The organism is Micromonospora inyonensis, from assembly GCF_900091415.1.
Classification (GTDB): Bacteria; Actinomycetota; Actinomycetes; order Mycobacteriales; family Micromonosporaceae; genus Micromonospora; species Micromonospora inyonensis.
Genome location: NZ_FMHU01000002.1, coordinates 1,257,147 through 1,273,125 on the forward strand (window position 1 = coordinate 1,257,147; position 15,979 = coordinate 1,273,125).

The window sequence follows — 15,979 nt, forward strand, 5'->3', positions numbered from 1 at the left end:
TCCGAAGCCGAATCGCTCGGAGGGCACCCTAACTTAGGTTAGCCTAATCAAGCCATAGCGATGCGGGGAGGTGACGCTTGCGCGTCCGTGAGTTCGGATTGGACCTGAGTCCCCTGTGGGGCGGGTCGCGGTTGGTCTGGGTGCTCGCCGCCCGGCTGCTGGCGCTGCTCGGCATCGGACTCACGTCCGTCGCCGTGGTCGTGCAGGTCTACGCCCTGACCGGATCGTCGTTCCAGGTGGCGGCGGTCAGCCTGGCCCTGGGTGCCGGCCTGCTGGTGGGCCTGCTCGCCGGTGGGGTGCTCGCCGACGGCCGGGAGCGCCGGTCGCTGATCCTGCTCGGCAGCGGCTGGGCCGTCGTGACGTTCGGCGCGCTGGCGGTCAACGCGGCCGCCGACCGCCCGCGGGTGTGGCTCATCTACCTGCTCGGCGCGCTGTTCGGCGTCACCGAGGGCATCGCCGAGAGCGCCCTGACCGCCGTGGTGCCCAGTCTCGTACCCACTGACCAGTTGCCGGCGACGGGCGCACTGGTCACCGTCACGACCACCGTCGGTGCCATCGCCGGTCCACTGCTGGGTGGTCTGCTCCTCGCCGGCCCGGGTCTGGCCACCACGTACGCGCTGGCGGCGCTCGGCGCGGCCGGCGCGGTCCCACTGCTCGCCCGGCTCGGCGCGCTGCCACCGGAAGCGCCCGGCGAGGCGGGGGCGCCGCCGGAGAAGGCCGGTGCCGCCACCTGGTGGCCCGCGCTGCGGGAGGGGCTCGCGTTCGTCCGGCGCAGCCGCATCGTCGCCGCGGTCCTCGTGGTCGATCTCTGCGGTGCGCTGTTCGCCACCCCGACCGCGCTGTTTCCCCAGTTCGCGGAACGTGTCTTCGCGGCGGGGCCAGGTGTGGTGGGCGTGCTCAGCGCCGCACCGGCAGCCGGGGCGGCGCTGGCCTCGGTGCTGTCCGGCTGGACGGCCCGGCTGCGCCGGCCCGGCCGCGTGCTGCTCGGGGTGGTCGGTGTCTACGGGCTGGTGACGATCGGGTTCGGGGCCAGTCCGGTGCTCGGTCTGGCCCTCGTCTTCCTGGCGGTGGGCGGTGCCGTGGACACCGTCTCGGAGATCCTGCGCCGCACGTTGCTCATGCAGCACACCGCCGCGCACCTGCAGGGCCGGGTCGGCAGTCTATGGTTGGCGCAGGCGATGACCGCTCCCGCGCTCGGCGGCGTGCTCCTCGGGTTGGGAGCGGGGCTGCTGGGTCCCTCCGTGGCCGTCGCGGCGGGCGGGACGCTCTGCGTCATCGCCACCATCCTGGTCGGATGGCGCTTTCCGCAGTTGTGGCACCAGCGGCTCGACGGCACGGAAGAGGCCGATCGGGACACCGCAGCACCGCCATCCGAGGAAGTGGTGACCTCGACTGTCCAATCTAGTTAGGCGAGGCTATCCTATCTCGGTGACATCCGAGGTGACGAGCGTGGCGCCGTATCGACCGGCGCCTGCCGGCCGTTCGCACGCGTGGGCGACGCTGGCCTGTCTCGGCCTCCTGCTGCTGCTCTGCCTGCTGTCCGTGACGCTCGGCACCCGGTGGATCCCACCGGATCAGGTCTTCACGTTCCTGCTGCACCCGGACGGGTCCGAAGTGGCCGGCATCGTGCGCCAGATGCGGGTGCCACGAACGTTGTTCGGATTGCTGGCCGGAGCCGCGCTGGCGGTCGCCGGTGCCCTCATGCAGGGGCTCACCCGGAACCCGCTCGCCGATCCGGGAATTCTCGGTGTCACCGCCGGGGCGTCCGTCGGCATCGTCGTCATGACCACTGCGTTCAACGTCGTGTCGGTCTACAGCTACGTCTGGTTCGGCTTCGCCGGTGCGCTCGCCGCGACCGCGCTCGTGTACGGAATCGGCTCGGCCGGTCGCGGCGGCACCACACCCGCCAAGCTGGCCCTCGCCGGTGCCGCCGTCTCCGCGTTGCTGCAGTCGCTCGTCAACGCGGCGCTGCTCGTCGATGCCGCAGCTCTCGGTGACTTCCGGTTCTGGGCGGTGGGGGCGCTCACCGGCCAGCCCGCCGCGACGCTCGGACCCGTCCTGCCCTTCCTCGCGGCCGGCGCCGTGCTCGCCGCCACCACCGCGCCCGCGCTGAACACCCTGACGCTCGGCGAGGACATCGCCCGTGGCCTCGGGCAGCGCGTGGGGCTCGCCCGGCTGCGCGGTGCCGTCGCGGTGACCGTGCTCGCCGGTGCCGCCGTGGCGCTGTGCGGGCCCATCGCCTTCGTCGGCCTGCTCGTACCCCATGTCGTGCGCGCCTTCACCGGCCCGGACCACCGGTGGATCCTGTGGTACTCGGCGCTGCTCGGCCCGTGCCTGTTGCTCGCCGCCGACATCGGCGGCCGCCTGGTCGCCCGGCCCGACGAGCTACCCGTGGGGATCGTCGTCACGGCGCTGGGCGCGCCGTTCTTCGTCGCGTTGGTCCGCCGCAGCGGACTCCGGGAGTTGTGACCGTGTCCGTCGACGGAAAGGCGACGGCGCTCGTTCCGGGCGCCGTGATCCGGGTCCCCGGCACCCGGGCGTCCTGGTTCGTCCGGCCCCGCGCGGTGCTGGTGTGCCTGCTGCTCTCGGTGGCGGTCGCCGCGGCCTTCCTGCTCGACATCGCCGTCGGCGAGCTGGACCTTCCACTGTCCGACGTCGCGGCCGCCCTGCTGGCCGGCGGGGACGACGTGACCGCCCTGGTGGTGCACGACCTGCGGTTGCCCCGCGCACTGGTCGGCCTGCTCGTCGGCGCCGCGTTCGGCGTCTCCGGGGCCGTCTTCCAGTCACTCACGCGCAACCCGCTCGCCAGCCCCGACGTCATCGGCGTGACCGCCGGCGCCGGCACCGCCGCCACGGCCGGACTGCTGGTCGGCGCCGGCTCCGGGCTCGGCCTGCAGACGGTGGCGTTGCTCGGCGGGCTGGGGTCCGCCCTGCTGATCTACCTGCTCGCCTGGAACGGCGGCACCACCGGCTTCCGGATCGTGCTGGTCGGTGTCGGCGTCGCCGCCCTGTGCGGCAGCGTCACCACCTACCTGCTTCTGAAGGCCGGGGTCTACCAGGCGCAGCAGGCACTGATGTGGCTGACCGGCAGCCTGAACGCCCGGGGCTGGGAACATGTCGGCCCGCTCGTCGTCGGCCTGGCCGTCCTCGCGCCGGCCGTCGCGGTGCTCGCGCCGTGGCTGACCGGCCTGCAACTCGGCGACGCCCCCGCCCGGGCCCTCGGCCATCCCGTTCACCTGGCCCGGGCGGCCCTGCTGGCGGTGGCCGCCGCGCTCGTCTCCGTCGGCACCGCCGCCGCCGGGCCGGTGGCCTTCGTCGCCCTGATCAGTCCGCAGATCGCCGTACGGCTCGTCGGAGGACCCGGCCCCGCGCTGGTCTCGTCCGGCCTGGTGGGTTCCGTGGCGGTGCTCCTCGGCGACGTGATCGCCCGGGAGGCGCTGCCCGGCACCGAACTGCCGGTCGGCGTCGTGACGGGCGTGCTCGGCGCACCCGTGCTGCTGTGGCTGCTGGGCCGCGCGAACCGTTCCGGTGTAGGAGGCTGACGTGAACCGACCGACCCACGGACTCGCCGCAGAGGGACTCACGCTGGGATATCCCGGCCGCTGTGTGGTGGACGGGCTGGACGTCACCATCCCACCCGGCCGGGTGACCGCCATCGTCGGTGCCAACGCCTGCGGCAAGTCCACCCTGTTGCGGGGCCTGGCCAGGCTGCTGCGTCCGACCGCGGGCACCGTGCACCTCGACGGACGGTCGATCAACACGTTGCGGGGCAAGGAGTTGGCCCGGCTGCTCGGTGTGCTGCCGCAGAACCCGGCCGCACCGGACGGCATCACCGTGCTGGACCTGGTCCGCCGCGGTCGCAGCCCGCACCAGTCGTGGTGGCGGCAGTGGTCCGCCGAGGACGAGCGGGCCGTGGAGGACGCGCTGACCGCGACCGGCCTGCTCGCGGAGGCCCGGCGCAGCGTCGACGAGCTGTCCGGGGGCCAGCGCCAGCGGGCCTGGATCGCGATGGCGCTCGCCCAGGACACCGGCGTGCTGCTGCTGGACGAGCCCACCAACCACCTCGACCTCGCCCACCAGATCGAGATCCTCGACCTCATCGCCGACCTCAACCGGACGCAGGGCCGCACCGTCGTGCTCGTCCTGCACGACCTGAACCATGCCGCGCGCTACGCCGACCACGTCATCGCCATGGTCGGTGGCGGAGTCGTCGCGGCCGGGTCGCCCGGTGAGGTGATCACGCGGCACCTCGTCGAGACCGTCTTCGGTCTCGCGTGCGTCGTCGTCGACGACCCGGTGAGCGGCGGGCCGCACGTCGTCCCCTACGGCCGCCACCACCGCGTCCCCGTGGCCCACTGACCCTGACGACCTGACGACGCCGCCGGGCAGGGTGCTCGGCGGCGCCTGCTGAAAGGAAACATCCACCATGTCATTGATCGGCTCCCCCGTCCGGGGCGTGGGGCGGTTGCTCGCCGTGGGCGCCGCCGTCGCCATGACGGTTCTGCTGGGCGCCTGCGGCGCCGACACCCCGGCCCCGGGCGACGCGTCGTCCGCGGGTGCCGAGGGGCCGTGGAGCTTCACCGACGACCGGGGTACGAAGATCGACCTGCCGAAGCGTCCGACGCGGATCGTGGCGCAGTCCCACCCGGCCGCCGCCCTGTACGACTTCGGCATCAAGCCGGTCGGCGTGTTCGGACCGCAGAAGACCGCCGACGGGAAGCCCAGCCCTCAGATCGGCAATCTGGACCTCACCGGCGTCGAGTCGGTCGGCACCGCCTTCGGCGAGTTCCAGCTGGAGAAGCTGATCGCGCTCAAGCCCGACCTGATCGTCACCGTCGCCTACGGCCCGATGATCTGGTACATCCCCGACGAGGTCCGGGCGAAGGTGGAGAAGATCGCCCCGATCGCCGTCATCCAGTTGATGGGCGTGGCCGTCCCCGACGCGGTCAAGCGCTTCGGTGACCTCTCGGCAGCCCTGGGCGCTGATCCGGACAGCCCGGCGATCCGGCAGGCCCGGACCGACTTCGAAACCGCGGCCAACGCCCTCAAGGCCGCGGTGGCGGCGAAGCCCGGGCTGTCGGTGGCGGTTGTCTCGGGCACCAAGGAGAACTTCTTCGTCGCGGACCCGGAGTTCCACGGCGATGTGAAGTACCTGCAGCAGCTCGGCCTGCAGATCGTCAAGCCGGGGAAGCCCGAGGCCGGGTTCGAGTCGCTCAGCTGGGAGGAGGCCGGCCGCTACAAGGCCGACCTCGTCCTCGAGGACGCGCGCCCCGAGGGCGGCCTGGACTCGACGCAGATGGCGACGTACCCCGCCTGGCAGAACAGCCCCGCCGTCAAGGCGAACCAGGTCGTCGACTGGCAGACCGAGACGCCGTTCACGTACCAGCGGTTCACCAAGGTCCTCACCGACACCGCGGCCGCGGTCACGAAGGCGGACGCCGCCGTCGTGCCGTGACGCCCGACCGCGCCCCGCCGACGTCGGCGGGGCGCGGAAGGCCCTGCGAGAGGAAGCGATCCATGGCGCTGCGCGACGATTCGACGCGCTGGTTCCGCCGGTACGTGCACAAGCCGGAGGCGACGGGGCGACTGGTGTGTTTCACTCCCGCCGGCAGCATGCCGTCGTTCTACCTCGACTGGGCGCGGACCGCGCCGCCGAGCGTGGAGGTACTCGTCGTCACGCTGCCCGGTCGCGAAGAGCGCAGCGCCGAGCCGCCGGTGACCGATCTGGGATCCCTGGCCGACGCTGTCGCGCAGGCGCTCGGTGGGCTGGGCGACCGGCCGACCGTCCTGTTCGGACACAGCATGGGCGCCGCGGTGGCGTACGAGGTCAGCCGGCGGTACGAAGCGTCGGGTGGTGCACTGGCCGGGCTGGTCGTGTCGGCATGCGCCAGCCCGGCCCGGCAGCCGGACTCGCGGCCGGGCCTGACCGCCTACGACGACGACCAGTTGGCGACGTACCTGCGCACCCTCGGCGGCACCTCGAACCAGGTGTTCGACGACCCGGAGGTACGCCAGTTCGTCCTCGACACCTTCCGCGCCGACCTGGCCGTCCTGGAGCCGTACCGGCCGGACGCGACACGGGCCCGCCTGCGTACCCCGGTTCAGGTGTTCCGTGGCGACCAGGATCCGGCGACGCCGGCCGACGACGCCGCCCGCTGGGCCGAGGTGACCGACCGGTTCGCCGGGGTGCGGTCCTTCCCCGGGGGCCACTTCTACCTGCTCGACCAGCGGTCCGCCGTACTGCACGCCGCCATCGAGCCGCTGCCCGGTGGTGTCGTGCCCTCGGCATCCATCCACGCACAGAGAGAGGGGTAGAACCGCATGGCAGAACGGCGCTCGGGGCCCGAGGCGGAGGACGTCGCGGACGTGGTGGGCGTGGGATTCGGCCCCGCGAACCTGGCGCTGGCCGTCGCCATCCACGAGCACAACGCCCGGCATCCGGACGCCGTCGCGGTCCGTGCGGCGTTCGTGGAGCGTCAATCGCAGTTCGGTTGGCATCCCGGCATGCTGCTCGAGGGCGCGACGATGCAGGTGTCCTTCCTGAAGGACCTCGTGACCATGCGCGACCCCGGCAGCCGGTTCACGTTCCTGCGCTACCTGCACGAGCACGGGCGACTGCCGGACTTCATCAACCAGAAGAGCTTCTTTCCCACCCGCATCGAGTTCCACGACTACCTGCGGTGGTGCGCCGCCGCGGTGGACGACATGGTCACCTACGGCGAGACGGCCGTCGCCATCCGGCCCGCGGCGTCCGGCACCGGACCGGTCGACCATCTCGACGTGGTGATGTCGTGCGCCGACGGGGGGCAGCGGGTGCTGCGCGCCCGTAACGTGGTGGTCAGCACCGGCCTGCGGCCACGGCTGCCCTCCGGCGTCACCGCAGGAGCACGGGTCTGGCACAACCGCGACCTGCTCTTCCGGGTGCGCGACCTGGACGTACGCCGGCATCGGCGGTTCACCGTCGTGGGGGCCGGCCAGTCCGCCGCCGAGACCGCCGAGTACCTGCACCGCACCTTCCCGGACGCCGAGGTGTGCGCGGTGTTCACCCGGTACGGGTACAGCCCCGCCGACGACAGTCCGTTCGCCAACCGCATCTTCGACCCGGCCGCCGTGGACGACTTCTACACCGCCCCGGAGGACGTCAAGCAGGCCCTGCTGGGTTACCACGGCAACACCAACTACTCCGTCGTGGACAGCGACCTGATCGAGCAGCTCTACCGGATCGTGTACCAGGAGAAGGTGGCCGGCGTCCAGCGGTTGCGCATCCTGAACACCACCGCCCTGGAGTCCGCCGACGAATCCGACGCCGGCGTACGGTGCGTGCTCCGGTCCCTGACCACGGGGGAGCGGTACCCGCTCGACTCCGACGCCGTGGTGCTGGCCACCGGCTACCATCCCGGGGATCCGCGCGAACTGCTGGGAGCGCTCGCCGACGAGTGCACCACCGACACGCTCGGGCGCCTGCGGATCGGCCGGGACCACCGGGTACTGACGTCCCGGTGGATCCGGGCCGGCCTGTACCTCCAGGGCGCCGGCACCGAGCACAGCCACGGACTGACAGCGTCGCTGCTGTCCACCCTCGCGGTGCGCTCCGGCGAGATCTGCGACTCGCTCGTCCAGCGGCGCGCCGAGCCGCAGCCCTCCACCGCCGGGATGGCCACCGCCGTCCAGCCCGGCTGAACCCACCCGCCCACGTCGAAGGAGTACCGATGGCCGCCACCAACCCGTTCGAGGACGACGACGCCCGCTACCTGGTGCTGGTGAACGCCGAGAACCAGCACTCCATCTGGCCGGCTTTCGCAGCCGTGCCGGCGGGCTGGTCCGTCGTGCACGGCGAGGACTCCCGCTCGGGCTGCCTCGAGTACGTGGAGACGCACTGGACCGACCTGCGCCCGGCCAGCCTGACCGCCCAGGGGTGAGCCGTGCCCCGCCGCCGCGTGAGGGCGGCGGGGCCGGGTCGGCCTGGGCGACGGCGCAGGGGCGTCAGGCTGTGCTGGCCGGCGCGACGGCAGCCGCCAACGCCCGCTTGTCGATCTTCCCGATGGCGGTCAGCGGCAGCTCGTCGACGACGACCAGCAGGTCCGGCAGCTTGAACGCCGCCACGCCGCGTTCCAGCAGGAAGGCGCGTACGTCCGCCAGCTCCGGCGCCGGAGCCCCGGCGGGCGGTCGCATCGCCACGCAGATCAGCTGCCCCTCGGCACCGTCCGACACGCCCACGGCGGCGCACCGGTCGATGAGCGGGTGGGCGTGCAGGTGGCTCTCGATCTCCTCGCCGGAGACGCTCTCCCCGTTGCGGTCGATGGTGTCCTTGACCCGGCCCTCGACGACGAGGTGGCCGGACGGCAGCGCACGGACCAGGTCACCGGTGGTGTAGTACCCGTCCGGCGTGAACGCCGTCGCGTTGACCTCGGGCGCCCGGTAGTACCCGCGCAGGGTGTACGGCCCGCGTACCAGCAGCTCGCCCACCTCGCCGGGGGCGACGTCGGCGCCGTCCGCGTCCACGACGCGCAGGTCGTCGTCCGGGCACATCGGCCGGCCCTGCGTGGTCGCCACGATCTCGTCGTCGTCCTCGCCACGGGTGTAGTTCAGCAGCCCCTCCGCCATCCCGAACACCTGTTGCACGCGGCAGCCGAGCGCACCGGGGATCTGCCGGGCCAGCTGTGCGGACAGTTTGGATCCGCCCGCCTGCAAAACCTCCAGTGTGGACAGGTCCGTCTGGTCCCACGCCGTGGTCTCGATCCAGAGCGGGATCAGCGGCGGAACCAGTGCCGTGTGGGTGACGCCCTCGGCTTCGATGAGCGGGAACGCGTCGTCGGGCGCGGGCGAGGGCGACAGCACGACCGTGCCGCCGACGGCGAGGGTGCCGAGCATTCCGGGGCAGGCGAGCGCGAAGTTGTGGGCGATCGGCAGGCAGGCGAGGTAAACCGTGTCGCGGTCCAGCTCGCACACCTCGGCGCTGGCCCGGGCGTTGTACCCGTAGTCGTTGTGGGTCCGCGGAATCAGCTTCGGCACGCCGGTCGTGCCGCCCGACACCAGCAGCAGGGCGATGTCGGCGGGATCCGGCTCGGCGAACTCCCGCGGCTCGGCGTCCACCGAGGCGAGCGCCGTGTACGGTCCGGGATCGCCGTCGACGAGAACGTGGCGCAGCTCGGGCGCCTGCGCGGTGACCTGGTCGGCCAGCTCCCGGTAGTCGAATCCGGCGACCTGGTCCGCGATGACGTAGGCCACCGCGCCGGAGAGCCGGGCGAGGTGACCGATCTCCGTGAGCCGGTGCGCGGGCAGCGTCAGCACCGCGATCGCGCCGATGCGGGCCAGGGCGAACAGCAGCGGCGGGAAGGCCCCGGTGTTGGGCAGCTGGACGAGCACCCGGTCGCCCGCGCGGATGCCGAGGTCGGCGAGGCCCGCCGCCATCCGGTCGGCCCGTTGGTCGAGCTGACGGTACGTCAGCCGCTGCTCGCCGGCGACGAGGGCCAGCCGGCGGCCGTGCGCTGCGGTCAAGTCCCGCAGCAGCCGGCCGAGGGTGCGGCCGTCCCAGTACCCGCGCTCGACGTAGCGCTCGCACAGGTCGCGGGGCCACGGCGTCAGGCCGGACGGTAGGGGGGCGACCAGGTCGTCCGGTACGCGCATCGCTGCTTCTCCTTCGCGGGCACGGCGGGTGCGGGGTCCGGATCGGACACCGTCGGGCAGTAGGTTAGGTTAACCTAACCGTCGATCAGCGACAGTCGGCAACGACCCTGCGCGCACTCACGAACGAAAGGTGGCCGGTGTCTACCCAGGACGACCTGCGGCGATTTGTTCCCGAGCTGCTCGGCAGCGACATCGCCCCGGACGACGACGACCACCTCATCGCGCTCGGCCTCGACTCGCTCAAGCTGATGCGCATCGCCGGCCTGCTCCGCCAGCGCGGCGTCCAGGTCAGCTTCGCCGACCTCATCGCCACCCCCACCCTCGGTGCCTGGACGGCACTGCTCGCCGCCGCGACGCCGTCCGGTGACCCCACCTCCGCCGGTGACGCGGGCGCGGCCACCGTCGCCGAGGGGGAGCCGTTCCCGCTCGCGCCGATGCAGCACGCGTACTGGGTCGGACGCGGGGCCGCCCAGCAGCTCGGCGCGGTCGCGGCGCACCTCTACACGGAGTTCGACGGTCACGACGTCGATCCCGCCCGGCTCGGTGCCGCTCTCGCCGCACTCGCCGAGCACCACCACATGCTGCGCGCCCGCATCCTGGACGACGGTCAGCAGGTCGTCGAACCCTGGCGGCACGGCACCGAGCTTCCGGTGCTCGACCTGCGCGAAGCGGCCCCCGACCAGGTCGCCACCGCCACCGCGGCCCTGCGCGAGCAGATGTCCCACCAGCTCCTGGCGGTGGAACAGGGCCGCATGCTGGACGTACGGGTGACCCTGCTGCCCGAGCGCCGTACCCGCGTCCACGTCGACATCGACATGGTAGCCGCCGACGCCCGCAGCTACCGGATGCTCCTCGCCGACCTGGTCCGGCTCTACGAGCACCCCGACCAACCCCTGCCGGCCCTCGACTACCAGTACGCGCAGTACCTCGCTCACCGGCGCACCGAACGGCCCCGCCCCGCCGACGTGCGGTGGTGGCAGAAGCGGATACCCGACCTGCCGGGCGCTCCCGAGCTTCCGACGCGGCCGGACGGCCGGCGTACCGACCCGCACCGGGTCGTCCGGCTGCACCGGTGGCTCGACCCCAAAACCCGCGCCGGCCTGGTACGCCAGGCGCGCCGCCACGCCGTCACCCCGGCCGTGGCCGTCGCCACGGTCTTCGCCGAGGTGCTCGGGGCGTGGAGCGGGGTGCCGCGCTTCCTGCTCAACGTCCCGATGTTCGACCGTCAGCCGGTCCACCCCGACGTCGAACGGCTCGTCGGCGACTTCACCAGCTCGGTGCTGCTGCCGGTGGACGTCTCCCGCTCCGTCGACTTCGTCGAGCGCGCCCAGGACGTGCAGCAATCGATGCACGACGCCGTCGCGCACTCCTCGTACCCGGGCCTGGACGTGCTGCGCGACCTCTCCCGCGAACACGGCACGCAGGTGCTCGCTCCCGTCGTGTTCACCAGCGCGTTGGACCTCGGCGAGCTGTTCGGGGCGGAGGTGGAACGGGTCCTCGGCGAGCCGGTCCACATCATCTCGCAGGGGCCGCAGGTCGTGCTGGACGCCCAGGTGACCGAGCTGCACGGCGGCCTGCTCGTCAACTGGGACGTCCGCGTCGACGCGCTGCCCGACGGCGTCGCCGACGAGATGTTCGCCGCGTTCGGTGACCTGCTCGGCCGCGTCGCGGACGGCACGGCCTGGGACGACCCGGTCGGAGACCTGCGCCCGGCTGGGTGCCGGTCCGTACGGGAACAGGTCAACGCCACCGCAGGCCCGTCGCCGCGGCAGCCGCTGCACCACGCCTTCTTCGCCCGTGCCGCCGACGAGCCGGACCGGCCGGCAGTCGTGACCGCAGCCGGCACCGCCCTCACCTACGGCCAGTTGGCCGACCGCGCCCTCCGCCTCGCCCGGACGCTCGCCGACCGCGGCGTCCGGACGGGTGACGCCGTGGCCATCCGGCTGCCCAAGGGCCCGGAGCAGGTCGTCGCCGTCCTGGGCGTGCTGGCGGCCGGCGCCCACTACGTCCCGGTCGGTGTGGAGCAGCCCGCGGAACGGGTCCGCCGGATCCGGGAGCGGGCCGGCACCACCGTCGTCGTCGCCGAGCACGCGACGGGCGACGACGAGATCGGCTACGCCCTGGCGGTCGCCACCGGGCACCCCGCCCCCGCCCCCGTTCTCGCCGATCCGGCCGACGTCGCGTACGTCCTGTTCACCTCGGGTTCCACCGGCGAGCCCAAGGGTGTCGAGGTGTCCCACCGGGCCGCCGCGAACACCGTCGACGACCTGGTCGAGCGGCTCGGCCTCGACGCCGACGACCGCACCCTCGCGCTGTCCGCGCTGGACTTCGACCTCTCGGTCTTCGACCTGTTCGCGCCGCTCTCCGTCGGCGGCGCCGTCGTCACGGTGGACGAGTCGACCCGCCGTGACGCCACCGCCTGGGCCGCCCTCGTGCGCGACCGCGCCGTGACGCTCCTCAACTGTGTGCCGAGCCTGCTCGACATGCTGCTGACCGCGGGCCGGGCCGAGCCGCTGGGGGACAGCCTGCGGGTGGTGCTGCTCGGCGGCGACTGGGTCGGCGTCGACCTGCCCGGCCGCCTGCGCTCCCAGGTGCCCGGCTGCCGGTTCCTCGGCCTGGGCGGCACGACCGAGACGGCCATCCACTCCACGATCCAGGAGGTCCACGACGGCGTGGTGCCGGCGGAGTGGGCGAGCGTCCCGTACGGCACGCCGCTGCGCAACGTCCGGTGCCGGGTGGTCGACCCGCAGGGCCGCGACTGCCCGGACTGGGTTCCCGGCGAACTCTGGATCGGTGGGGCGGGTGTCGCCGACGGGTACCGCGCCGACCCGGACCGTACCGCCGACCGGTTCGTCACCGTCGACGGCACGCGGTGGTACCGCACCGGCGACCGCGCCCGGTACTGGCCCGACGGCACCATCGAGTTCCTCGGTCGCGCCGACGACCAGGTGAAGATCCGGGGCTTCCGGATCGAACTGGGCGAGATCGAAGCCGCCCTCGGCGACCATCCCGGCGTCCGCCAGGCGGTCGCCCTCGTCCTGCGCGGGACAGGCGCGCCGCGGCTCGCCGCCGTCGCCGTCACCGCCGGTGTCACCGCCGAGGACCTCGCCGCGCATGCCGCCCTCCGCCTGCCGCCGCACATGCTGCCCGACCCCATCGTCGTCACGTCGGAGCTGCCGCTTACCGTGAACGGCAAGGTCGACCGCGCGGCGCTCACGGCCCTTGCCGAGGCCCGCCCGGTGGCCGAGCGGCACGCGGTCCCCGAGACGCCCCTGCAGAAGCTCGTCGCCCACGTCTGGGAGCAGGCCCTCCAGTCCGGCCCGGTCGGGCTGCACGACGACTACTTCCAGCTCGGCGGCGACTCCGTGCTCGCCACGGTGATCACCGCGCGCCTGCGCGCGGCCCTCGACACCGACGACGTCCGCATCCACGACGTGCTGGGTTCGCTCACCGTCGCCCGGCTCGCGGAGGCGCTGCTCCGCCGGGCCGCTGACCCGGCGATCCTGACCACCACGGCGGAGATCTACCTGGAGGTCGAGGCCCTCACCGAGGACCAGCTCGCGGCCGAGCTGGGGGAGAGCGACGACAGCGGCGTACCACGTAGCTGAACTCCTGTTCTCGCGGATGGCCACGTGGCCAGAGCGGGGCGAGCCGCTCACCGCCGAGCGGGTCCGCCGCCGGTCACCTTCCCGGCACCGGTCGATCCCAAGGCGGTGCCGGGCGGGGTCAGATGGCGCCATCGTGGTGCGAGGTTGTCGATCATGGCGTCGACGCCGACTCCTGCGCGTGTTCGACGACGCCGTTCTTGAATCCGGCGTCGACCCAGTTCGCGCGATCACGAACGTGTTGAACGCGTACGCTGCCGTGGTGCAGATCGACTTGGTTGCCCTGATCGTCGACGAGTACGACCCTGCGATCACGTTCTTCACCGACGTACTCGGCTTTGACCTCGTCGAGGACTCCCCATCGCTGACCGATGACGGGCGACCCAAGCGGTGGGTCGTCGTTCGGCCGCCGGGAGCCCAGACCGGGATTCTGCTCGCCCGCGCAGACGGAGAACTCCAGCGTGCCGCTGTCGGTAACCAGGCAGCCGGCCGGGTCGGGCTCTTCCTCCGTGTCGACGACTTCGACGCCGCTTACCTGCGCATGGCGCAGGCCGGTGTCACCTTCGTCCGGGAACCGCGGACCGAACCCTATGGCCGGGTCGCGGTTTTTCTCGACATCGCCGGCAACCGGTGGGACCTTCTCGGCGCCACCTGACGTCGCCGCGCCCGCCAGCCGGGGCGCCAGGGTCACACAATCTGTGCTGCCGGCTCGGCGGGGCGCGGGTCGAAGAAGCGGATGATGTCGTCGGCTGCGGTGGGGGACAGCATCATCGCCTGGACTCGTGCGGACATTTCGGCGATCGGGCGGATTCTGGTGAACATCGCCTCCTCGTACGTCCGGATCGCTGAGTCGGGGTCGGCGGGGTTGGCGACGAGTTCGGCGGCGAGTTCGGCAGCGTCGAGCATGGCCTGGTTGGCGCCCTCGCCGACCGGCGGCATGAGGTGCGCGGCATCACCGATGAGGGTGATGCCCGGTTGGTGGGCCCAGCGTGTACCGGTGGGCATGGCCTCGATCCTGCGTGGGCTCGGCGGGCTGTCGCCGGCCTCGATGAGTGCGGTGAGGCTGGGGTTCCAGCCGTCGAACATGTCCAGTAGGGCGCGCTTGCTGCGGTAGGTGTCTGTGTGGCGGTCGTCCGCGCGTAGGGAGATCCCGACTCGGATGCTGCCGTCGCCGAGCCGTTGTGCTGCCAGGATCTGGTTGACGCCGACGCACCAGAGGTTTCCGGGGCCGACCAGATCGGCGAGATCCGGATGGCGCCGGTCGGCGTCGCTGATGCTCAGCTCTACCAAAGTGGCCACGTAGGACAATCCTGCGTCGGTGAGCAGCGACCGGACGACCGAGCGTGCGCCGTCCGCGCCGACGAGGACGTCGCAGTCGGCGCTGTGGCCGCCATCGAACGTCAGTCGGAACCCTCCGTCGGGTCGTGGCGTCGCCGCGACGATCCGGTGCTGCCACGCGACCGCGTCGCCGGGGAGCGAATCGAGCAGGAGATCACGCAGTACGCTGCGGTCGATCTCGGGGCGTCCGGAGAACGAGCCGGGCTGTGGCTTGTGGTGCACGAGGGTGCGTCCGGCCGGGTCGAGGATGCGATGTTCCTCGCCTTCCGGCCGCGCCTCGGACCGGAATCGGCCGGCGAGACCTGCCGCGGCCAGGGCCTGTTGCCCGGACTCCGGGTGCAGGTCGAGCGATCCGCCCTGTGATCGCGCGGATCGGCTTGCCTCGCGTTCGTACACCATCGCGCCGATGCCGTGCAGGTGCAGGATTCGGGCCAGCGTCAGGCCGCCGAGGCCACCGCCGGCGATCGCAATTCGCATCAGCTTCTCCGTTACCGTACGCTGTATCTTATGGATACGCCGTACAGTAGCGCACCGCTGCCCGTCTGGGAACGGCCCGAGCCTCAGCCGCGGGCGGCGCCGGTGCCGCTGAGCCGCGCGAAGATCGCCGCCACAGCGATCCGGCTCGCCGACGCACACGGCCTCGACGGGCTGTCGGTGCGCAAGATCGCCAAAGAGCTCGGTGTCGGTCCGATGCGGCTCTACGACTACGTGATCAACAGATCCGAACTGCTCGATCTGATGGTCGATACTGTGTATGCCCAGATCGCCGAGGCCGGCCAGCGCTCCGAGTGGCGCGCCACGGTGCTGGCCCTCGCCCAGGCGACCCGCGAAGCCGCCCTTGACCATGAGTGGTTCGCCGACCTGATCGGCGGAAGGCCGCACTTGGGACCGCACGCCCTCGCCGTGGGTGAATCGACCGCGGCGGCGCTCAGTCAGGCCCCCGGTGTGCGTGGTATCGACGACCTTCAGCGGGCGTTGGGTGCCCTCGACGCGTTCGTCGTCGGGGCGCTCCGCAGGGAGATCACCGAGCGCCGCGCCGCCCGTTCGACCGGCACCGACGTGTCCGCCTGGCAGGCCGCCCTCGGGCCCTACCTGACACGCATGCTCGAAACGGGCCGCTACCCCACCGTCGCCCGGCTCGTCATCGACGGTGCCCACCTCAACGCCGAGGAAGCCTTCCACCACAACCTGACCACAATCCTGGACGGCATCACCAGCCACCCCCGCACGTGACCTACTGCTCGCAGGTCGGTACCGGCTCGACAACGGTACACATCGATCAAAAGCAGGGCCCTGGGTCCCGGCAATCCCGATACGCGCGCTGGCCCATTCCTGTGCCGGTCCTGCTGACATGGGAACGATCATGCAAGATTCCCATTGTGGAAAGTTTCCTCCCGGTTCGCTCGCAT

The 15,979-nt window shown here is 72.3% G+C and carries 13 protein-coding genes; 11 read left to right on the forward strand and 2 right to left on the reverse strand.

What is annotated here, in order from left to right; genetic code table 11:
* Window positions 1-77 precede the first annotated feature (77 nt).
* The 8 genes from GA0074694_RS20355 to GA0074694_RS20390 all read left to right on the forward strand — a co-directional run bounded on the left by GA0074694_RS20355 (window position 78) and on the right by GA0074694_RS20390 (window position 7,919).
* Window positions 78-1,409 (forward strand): MFS transporter, encoded by a 1,332-nt coding sequence (locus tag GA0074694_RS20355; RefSeq protein WP_091460799.1) that lies wholly within the window; start codon window positions 78-80, stop codon window positions 1,407-1,409.
* 40 nt (window positions 1,410-1,449) lie between these two features.
* Window positions 1,450-2,469 carry a FecCD family ABC transporter permease gene (locus GA0074694_RS20360; protein WP_218105850.1) on the forward strand — a complete coding sequence of 340 codons (1,020 nt, stop codon included), beginning with the start codon at window positions 1,450-1,452 and terminating at the stop codon, window positions 2,467-2,469.
* Window positions 2,470-2,471: 2 nt separating this feature from the next.
* Window positions 2,472-3,542, forward strand: coding sequence for a FecCD family ABC transporter permease (locus GA0074694_RS20365; protein ID WP_245714821.1), 1,071 nt, complete (start codon window positions 2,472-2,474; stop codon window positions 3,540-3,542).
* Between the two features lies 1 nt (window position 3,543).
* Entirely contained in the window at window positions 3,544-4,359 is an 816-nt protein-coding gene (locus tag GA0074694_RS20370; protein WP_091460804.1) for an ABC transporter ATP-binding protein, read from the forward strand.
* A gap of 67 nt (window positions 4,360-4,426) precedes the next feature.
* On the forward strand, window positions 4,427-5,455 hold the full coding sequence (locus tag GA0074694_RS20375; RefSeq protein WP_091460806.1) for an ABC transporter substrate-binding protein: 1,029 nt from the start codon (window positions 4,427-4,429) through the stop codon (window positions 5,453-5,455).
* 62 nt (window positions 5,456-5,517) lie between these two features.
* Window positions 5,518-6,315, forward strand: a complete 798-nt coding sequence (locus GA0074694_RS20380; RefSeq protein ID WP_091460808.1) for a thioesterase II family protein — start codon at window positions 5,518-5,520, stop codon at window positions 6,313-6,315.
* Between the two features lie 6 nt (window positions 6,316-6,321).
* Entirely contained in the window at window positions 6,322-7,680 is a 1,359-nt protein-coding gene (locus GA0074694_RS20385) for a lysine N(6)-hydroxylase/L-ornithine N(5)-oxygenase family protein (protein WP_091460811.1), read from the forward strand.
* A gap of 29 nt (window positions 7,681-7,709) precedes the next feature.
* Window positions 7,710-7,919: an MbtH family protein gene (locus GA0074694_RS20390; protein WP_091460813.1), complete on the forward strand. Its 210-nt coding sequence runs from the start codon at window positions 7,710-7,712 to the stop codon at window positions 7,917-7,919.
* A gap of 64 nt (window positions 7,920-7,983) precedes the next feature.
* On the opposite strand, the gene GA0074694_RS20395 is transcribed toward GA0074694_RS20390, so the two are convergent.
* Window positions 7,984-9,627, reverse strand: a complete 1,644-nt coding sequence (locus tag GA0074694_RS20395; RefSeq protein ID WP_091460816.1) for a (2,3-dihydroxybenzoyl)adenylate synthase — start codon at window positions 9,625-9,627, stop codon at window positions 7,984-7,986.
* 137 nt (window positions 9,628-9,764) lie between these two features.
* On the opposite strand from GA0074694_RS20395, the gene GA0074694_RS20400 reads away from it, so the two are divergent.
* Together GA0074694_RS20400 and GA0074694_RS20405 are read left to right on the forward strand one after the other, a co-directional pair.
* A complete protein-coding gene (locus GA0074694_RS20400) occupies window positions 9,765-13,235 on the forward strand; it encodes a non-ribosomal peptide synthetase (protein ID WP_091460819.1) in 3,471 nt (1,156 codons plus the stop codon).
* Window positions 13,236-13,491: 256 nt separating this feature from the next.
* Window positions 13,492-13,887: a VOC family protein gene (locus GA0074694_RS20405; RefSeq protein WP_091463492.1), complete on the forward strand. Its 396-nt coding sequence runs from the start codon at window positions 13,492-13,494 to the stop codon at window positions 13,885-13,887.
* Between the two features lie 32 nt (window positions 13,888-13,919).
* Here GA0074694_RS20405 and GA0074694_RS20410 read toward each other — a convergent pair whose 3' ends face one another.
* The gene (locus GA0074694_RS20410) at window positions 13,920-15,047 is read right to left on the reverse strand and encodes an FAD-dependent oxidoreductase (protein ID WP_091460821.1); all 1,128 of its coding nucleotides are present in this window, start codon (window positions 15,045-15,047) and stop codon (window positions 13,920-13,922) included.
* On the opposite strand from GA0074694_RS20410, the gene GA0074694_RS20415 reads away from it, so the two are divergent.
* Window positions 14,982-15,803, forward strand: a complete 822-nt coding sequence (locus tag GA0074694_RS20415) for a TetR/AcrR family transcriptional regulator C-terminal domain-containing protein (RefSeq protein WP_245714822.1) — start codon at window positions 14,982-14,984, stop codon at window positions 15,801-15,803. The two genes, GA0074694_RS20410 and GA0074694_RS20415, sit on opposite strands and share 66 nt — an antisense overlap.
* Window positions 15,804-15,979: the final 176 nt, after the last annotated feature.

Excerpts from the sequence above, each read along its gene's own strand:
- GA0074694_RS20375 (WP_091460806.1), top strand. The coding sequence starts at position 4,427 with ATGTCATTGATCGGCTCCCCCGTCCGGGGCGTGGGGCGGTTGCTCGCC.
- GA0074694_RS20410 (WP_091460821.1), bottom strand. The coding sequence starts at position 15,047 with ATGCGAATTGCGATCGCCGGCGGTGGCCTCGGCGGCCTGACGCTGGCC.
- GA0074694_RS20395 (WP_091460816.1), bottom strand. The coding sequence starts at position 9,627 with ATGCGCGTACCGGACGACCTGGTCGCCCCCCTACCGTCCGGCCTGACG.
- GA0074694_RS20390 (WP_091460813.1), top strand. The coding sequence starts at position 7,710 with ATGGCCGCCACCAACCCGTTCGAGGACGACGACGCCCGCTACCTGGTG.
- GA0074694_RS20385 (WP_091460811.1), top strand. The coding sequence starts at position 6,322 with ATGGCAGAACGGCGCTCGGGGCCCGAGGCGGAGGACGTCGCGGACGTG.
- GA0074694_RS20380 (WP_091460808.1), top strand. The coding sequence starts at position 5,518 with ATGGCGCTGCGCGACGATTCGACGCGCTGGTTCCGCCGGTACGTGCAC.